We start from the raw sequence: 6,064 nt of genomic DNA, 5'->3' as shown, positions 1-6,064 counted from the left end.
GCCGAATTTCTTCGACAGCACAGTTGCGATCGCAGCCGTCAGGGTCGTCTTGCCGTGATCAACGTGACCGATGGTGCCGACGTTGACGTGCGGCTTGGTCCGTTCGAATTTACCTTTTGCCATTTTAGACTCCTAACGATTTTGAAAAATTGCCAGCCACGTCGTGTGACGCCCAGCCTGACTGTCTGTAGATTTTACTGCGACCTGCGGGTACTGAATTCTGGTGCCCTTTACGTGGATTGAACACGTGGCCTCTCCCTTACCAAGGGAGTGCTCTACCACTGAGCTAAAAGGGCGGTATCGGGTATGACAATGCAATGCGATGCACGCGGGCATTACAAGTACGACTGGAGCGGGTGAAGGGAATCGAACCCTCGTCGTAAGCTTGGAAGGCTTCTGCTCTACCATTGAGCTACACCCGCGAGGTACAACATCTTCACTTCTTCAAACCGCAGCAACTTACTTGCAAAACTTGGTGGAGGGGGCTGGATTCGAACCAGCGTACACATAGTGAGCAGATTTACAGTCTGCCGCCTTTAACCACTCGGCCACCCCTCCGCGAGGAACCGCAGAGTATGAAGCAAGCACTAAACAGTGTCAACCATTTTCGCGGAATATTCTCCGCTGAATCGACGACTAACTTGCTTCGGGGCGTGATTGTAACCGCCCCCCTGGAATACTGCAAGCGTCCATCAAACGGAAGCGATTTCATCTGGAATTAAGTGAGGTGGTCAGCCATGCCTCGCCGACATCAAGACCGATCCGAACGACGCGGCGATCGTGACCGCAACGAAGCGCAATGGAATTATTTTGCAAAGCCGATGCCGGCGGCGCAGTTCTGCGCGTTTATGGCCGCTAAGGGTCAGCTAGGGGTCAGCGCAAGCAGCACCTGCCCCTTGAGCGCCTTGATCAGCGACGCCTCGTCAGGCGGCACGCCTTCCGGCGCCGGGTCGGCGCGGTCGGCGTAGAACAGGCCGAGCTGCACCTTGTTCACCACCAGCGGCAGCACGATGAAGCTGCGCGCGTCCGGCAGCAGCGCGCGGTGCCAGGCCGGCAGCAGTTCGCGGATCTTGGCGCTGCTGGCGTCGGCAATCATCAGGTCGGCGTCGTTTTCCATCGCCAGGTGGAAAAGGTCGGGCGATGACGCCATCGGGAACGCGAAGCCGCCCTGGCGGCGCTGGTGCTCTTCGCCGAACGCCACGCGGGCACGGAACTGGCCGCTGCGGGCGTCTTTCAGGCACACCGTGGCGAAGCGAAAGCCCATCGAGTGGTACAAGGTTTCGAGCACCGCCAGGATCACGTCATTGAGCTTGGCGTCGCCGCTGGCGCGCATCTGCGTGACATCTTGCACGCCGGCCAGCAGCAGCTGGCGGGCGTTGTGCGGCTTGCCACTCGGGTGACAGCTGTCGCCGGTCGCTTCGCCGGCGTCCATGGTTGCGAGCAGCAGCACGTTGGGCAGGCCGTCGCCTGCGAGCTGCGGCGCTACGCGCGGCAAAGGCTGCAGGCTCATGCTACGCAACAGGCTCGTCATGTGGGTCTGCACGGTGGCAAACAGGTCCTCGAGCTGGTCGGCGTCGAGGTTCAACGCCACGCTGTAGCGCGTCAGCAGCGCACGCGCGTCCGGCGTGGCGGCCGGATTGAAGGAACGCGCCAGCAGCGTCGACACCTCCAGGCTGAACGAAGCGACCTGGCGCATCCATTCGCCGCGGCTGGCGGCCGGCTTCTGGATACCGGACGGCAGCTGCGCCAGCGAGCGCACGATCACTTCCTGGATCTTCCATTCCGCCAGCACCGCCTCCGACAGCGCGTCGTAGCTGCAGCCGAGGATCATCTGCGAGGCCTGGCCCTGGGTATGCTTGCCGCCGGCGGCGAGCGCGACGATCTCGCGGTAGCGCGCGTGCTCGTGGGTGGCGACCAGCAGCGCCCCCAGGTTCTTGAACAATGCCGCGATCGAGGCTTCTTCGGCGCCCTGGTACAAACTGGTGCGGGCGATCTCGCGGCCCACCAGGCTGGCGCACAAGGCGTTTTCGAGCTCCACCCGCACGCTTTGGGCGTGATCGTTGTTCGACAGCGCGTCGACCAGCAGCATCGCCAGCGCGGTCGTCTTGACGTTGTCGAAGCCGAGCAGCGAGATGGCGCGCGAGATGGTGGTCACCGAGGTGCCCGACGCCGTGCGGTAGGTGGCGGTGTTCGACAGGCGCAGGATGCGCTGGGTCAGCGCGACGTCGGACAGCACGTAATACGCCAGGTCGTGCGTGCCCTGGTCGTCCGACGATGCCATCTGCACTACCCGCGCCACCGAGGTGCCGAGGGCGAACATGTCGTCGCCGCCGCATACCTTGTTCATCAGCGCGGCGCGCACCCGGCGCGTTTCGCCGGCCTGGCCCTGCTGGTGTGGATCGCCTGCCATAACTGTGTCCGTATTCTCGTATTTTATAAGGCGTGCCGCATCATGCCTGCTTTGCGCGCGGGCCTCTGCCGTACCGCGTCAGGATCTGCTGGTGCAGGCCGGCCAGCGCCGGCAGCTTCGGGTTGACCGGGTCGAGCCGGCGCACGCTGTCGATCAGCGCGATGGCCTGCCGCGCGAGCCGTTCTTCCCAACCGTTGTTTTCGAGGCACTTGAGTACCGCTACCGCGGCGTTGAACACCACCTGCGAATTGTCCGGCAGCCGGGCCACAGCCTCGGTCATCAACGCCACCGCGCCGTGGAAATCGCCTTCCCGGGCCTTGGTGGCGCCGGCGCCAACCAGGTCAACGACCCGCTGGCGGCTCTCCTGCGCCACGCTGTGCGCCAGGTCGGCGCGGCCGGCTTTTTCAAACACGCCCATCGCCTTGGCCATCGCCGCGCTGTTGGGTGCGTTCTGCATGACGTCGCGCATGACGTCGGCGGCGCCCTGCTCCAGGTTGTTGGTCAGGCAGTTGCGCGCCAATTCCATTTTCGTGTCCGACGACAGGCCCGGCGCATCTTTCGCGCCAGCCAGCGCCACGGTGAGCGACTCGTTCAGACGCACTTCGTTGCCGGTGTATTCATGCACCATGGCCGACGAAATGGCGCTGCATACGCCGACGTTCTTCTGGCCGCCCATCGACTTGTCGAGGTCGCGGATGACGGCGGCGGCCTGCACCGGGTCGCCTTTGCGCACCAGCGTCTGCACCAGCCTGACGTGGTCTTCAGGGTCGCGAAACTCCGAGTACTTGGCCTTGCTGACGACCTGCTTGAGTACCCGCTCGGCGGTCTCGGTGTCGCCCGTTTCGAGCGCCAGCTCGCCCAGTTTGCGCAGCCGCCGCACCGCATGCGGCGACACCGCCACCGCTTCGGCCAGCACCGCCTGCGACTTTTCCAGCTGGCCCACCGCGGCGTGGGTCTTGGCCAGCCAGTCGTAGGCATCGACGAATTTTTTGTTGCTGTCAACCAGGTTCTCAAGCATGCCCTGGGCCTCGAAAAACCGTTCGCGCATAAACAGCGTCTTGGCCAGCCCAAGCCTGGCCCAGGCAATCGCCTTCGCCTCGATCAGCTGCAGGTAGATCGGCTCGGCTTCGGCCGGCTCGCCGAGGAACATGTGCAGCTCGGCGCGCAGGCGCAGGAAATCGATGACGTAGCGCGGATGCGCCGTCATCCCTTCGATGCAGGCGGCGATCGCCTCGCGCTAGTTGCCCACTTCCATGAATTGATACACCGGCATGAAGACGTTGCGACGTTGCAGCGCGCGGCCGATCCGCTCGAGCAGGCGGTCGGCGGTAAACGGCTTGAGGATGTAGTCGGTGGGGGCCAGTTCGGCCGCGCTGACCACCTTGGTGTAGGCGCCTTCGGCCGTCACCATGAAGAACATGGTCGACAGGCTGATCAGCTTGTGGTGGCGCAGATCCTCGAGCAGCTGCTGGCCGTCCTGGCCGCCTTCGAGGTCGTATTCGCACAGCACCAGGTCGAAGCTTTTCAGGGTCAGGTGGCGCACCGCGTTGTTGGCGCTGCCGGCATGGTCGATCTTGGTCAGTCCGCACAGGCTCAGCATGCTGTGGATGCTCGCGCGCATGCCGGCGTGCGGCTCGATAATCAGCGCGGACAGTCCGTCTAGTTCATTCATCAGTTGTTTTTCCTGTCATGCCGGACGGCGCCGGTGCCGGTGCGCGCCATGGGATTACCTGTGCGAAGCCTTATGCGGCGAGTATATAACGGCGCAGTCGGGGAAATAGTTAAATCGGCCGCGCCTGCCCCGCGCAGCTGCGGTGTTGACGGCCCGGCGCGACAGTTCACGAAGGCGCCGGCAGTTTGGCGCCCGCTTGCCGGGTCATGCACAACTGGTCGAACAGGTACTGATTGTCGAAGGCGGCGGCGATGCGCTGCCAGTACAGCTCGAGCAGATCGCGCTGCTCCGGCGCCACGGGCGGCGGGCTGACGGCGATGCACAGGCGCTGCTGCTGCTGGGTATGGAGCAGGAACAGCGTGGCCTGCGGTTCATATTGGCTGGCGTTCACGTGCAGCGCGCGCGCAAACGCGGCCAGCAGCGGATGGCCGGCCGGCAGCAGCCCCGGCGTGGACAGGCCGGCCGGATCGGCAAGGCCGGAAAATTCACCGGTGGCGGCTAGCACCGCCGGCCCGGCAGCGCCGGCGGCCATCAGGCACAGCATGCCGCCGGCGCCGACATCGAACACGGCGCCGGCTTGGGCCAGCACGCCGGCAGCGAACTGGCGCAGCGGGCCGGCGTGGTACAGGATGGGGGTGGCGGCGACGATTTTGGCCAGCGCGGCGCGGGTGCGTTCGAGCATGGTCAGCGTGTCGTAGGCGCGCAGGGCCGAGATGACGGCGGTGAACAGGCGCTGCGTGGTCAGCTCGGTCTTGGCCTTGTAGTCGTTGATGTCGTAGTCGACGATGACGCGCTGCTCCGGCGCCTGGCCGGGCTGGCCGGTGCGCAGCACCAGGCGCACGCAATGGTTGCCGAGCTCCTCACGGATGCGGCGCGCCAGTACCAGGCCGGCGTCCTCGGTTTCCATCACCACGTCGAGCAGCACCAGCGCGATGTCGGCGGTGTCGCGCAGCCGTTCGAATCCCGCGGCCGCGCTGTAGGCCGAGAACAGCTCGAGCTCGCGGCCCATGAAGCTGACGTTGCGCAGCGCCAGCCGGGTGACCGCATGGACGTCGGCGTCGTCGTCGACCACCAAGACCCGCCATGGCCGCCGCAAAGCCTGGGGATGCGGCGTACCGACAACCGCGCCGGCTTCGGCGTCATCGTCGATCAGCCAGTTGTCATCGTCAAGGTTGTCGGGGTTGTCCATGCCGCTTCCGTCAGGGGCGCCGCAGCACATACCTGATCGGGCGATCCGGCGCCGGGAACTGCTCAAATTATAACCAAACAGGAAGTCAAGTCCAGTTTTCGACGCTGTTGCAACGTTTTCCAGCCATATGCGCGAGATATACTAGAGGCACTAGAGGCGCGCGATGCGCACCGCCGTCGCCTCGCCGCGCCTCGCCAGCAAGGTCCGACTCTGCTACTCTTGGGCGGCGCAGCGCAATTTTGACAAGGAATTTACCATGCAAGCACCCTCTTCTTCATCCGCCGGCGCCGGGCGCGACAGCGCCGGCCAGCAATTTCTCGCCTTTACGCTCGGCGCCGAAGAATACGGGATCGACATCCTCAAGGTGCAGGAGATCCGTGGTTACGAGGCGGTCACGCGGGTTGCCAATGTTCCCGACTTCATCAAGGGCGTGATCAACCTGCGCGGCATCATCATCCCGGTGATCGACATGCGCATCAAGTTCAGGCTCGGCACGCCCTCGTACGACCAGTTCACGGTCGTCATCATCCTCAATTTCGGCGGGCGCATCGTCGGCATGGTGGTCGACAGCGTGTCGGACGTGACGACGCTGTCGCCGGCACAGGTCAAGCCGGCGCCGGCAATGGGCGGCGCCATCGACGCCGACTACATCATCGGGCTCGGCACCGTCGACGAGCGCATGCTGATCCTGATCGACCTCGACAAGCTGATGTCGTCAAGCGACATGCGGCTGATCGCCAATCCGGCCACGTAAGCCGGGATGCATGCCCCGGCGCGCGATGCGGCCGGGGCA

The 6,064-nt window shown here is 64.5% G+C and carries 6 protein-coding genes and 3 tRNA genes; 1 reads left to right on the top strand and 8 read right to left on the bottom strand.

Annotated features, from left to right (window positions below; all coding sequences use genetic code 11):
• The 8 genes from CR103_RS19735 to CR103_RS19705 form a co-directional block, all read right to left on the bottom strand.
• On the bottom strand, positions 1-123 hold a 123-nt coding region (locus tag CR103_RS19735; protein ID WP_017454492.1), incomplete at its 3' end, for a GTP-binding protein.
• A 98-nt stretch (positions 124-221) separates the two neighbouring features.
• Positions 222-296, bottom strand: a tRNA-Thr gene (locus CR103_RS19730).
• Positions 297-348: 52 nt separating this feature from the next.
• Positions 349-422 (bottom strand) — tRNA-Gly (locus CR103_RS19725).
• A 51-nt stretch (positions 423-473) separates the two neighbouring features.
• Positions 474-558 (bottom strand) — tRNA-Tyr (locus CR103_RS19720).
• A 304-nt stretch (positions 559-862) separates the two neighbouring features.
• Entirely contained in the window at positions 863-2,410 is a 1,548-nt protein-coding gene (locus CR103_RS19715; protein ID WP_099917629.1) for an HDOD domain-containing protein, read from the bottom strand.
• Positions 2,411-2,450: 40 nt separating this feature from the next.
• Positions 2,451-3,617 carry a tetratricopeptide repeat protein gene (locus tag CR103_RS19710; RefSeq protein WP_229443675.1) on the bottom strand — a complete coding sequence of 389 codons (1,167 nt, stop codon included), beginning with the start codon at positions 3,615-3,617 and terminating at the stop codon, positions 2,451-2,453.
• A 30-nt stretch (positions 3,618-3,647) separates the two neighbouring features.
• A complete protein-coding gene (locus CR103_RS23640; protein WP_229443673.1) occupies positions 3,648-4,082 on the bottom strand; it encodes a response regulator in 435 nt (144 codons plus the stop codon).
• Positions 4,083-4,248: 166 nt separating this feature from the next.
• Positions 4,249-5,271 (bottom strand): DUF3369 domain-containing protein, encoded by a 1,023-nt coding sequence (locus CR103_RS19705; protein WP_099917631.1) that lies wholly within the window; start codon positions 5,269-5,271, stop codon positions 4,249-4,251.
• Positions 5,272-5,527: 256 nt separating this feature from the next.
• Here CR103_RS19705 and CR103_RS19700 point away from each other — a divergent pair, with 256 nt between their 5' ends.
• On the top strand, positions 5,528-6,025 hold the full coding sequence (locus CR103_RS19700) for a chemotaxis protein CheW (protein ID WP_099917630.1): 498 nt from the start codon (positions 5,528-5,530) through the stop codon (positions 6,023-6,025).
• The last annotated feature ends 39 nt before the right edge of the window (positions 6,026-6,064 follow it).

The sequence above is a fragment of the Massilia psychrophila genome (assembly GCF_002760665.1).
Lineage (GTDB): Bacteria > Pseudomonadota > Gammaproteobacteria > Burkholderiales > Burkholderiaceae_D > JAFCUW01.
Note: the sequence above shows the minus strand (reverse complement) of the source record. Positions and strands in the feature narration are given on the sequence as shown.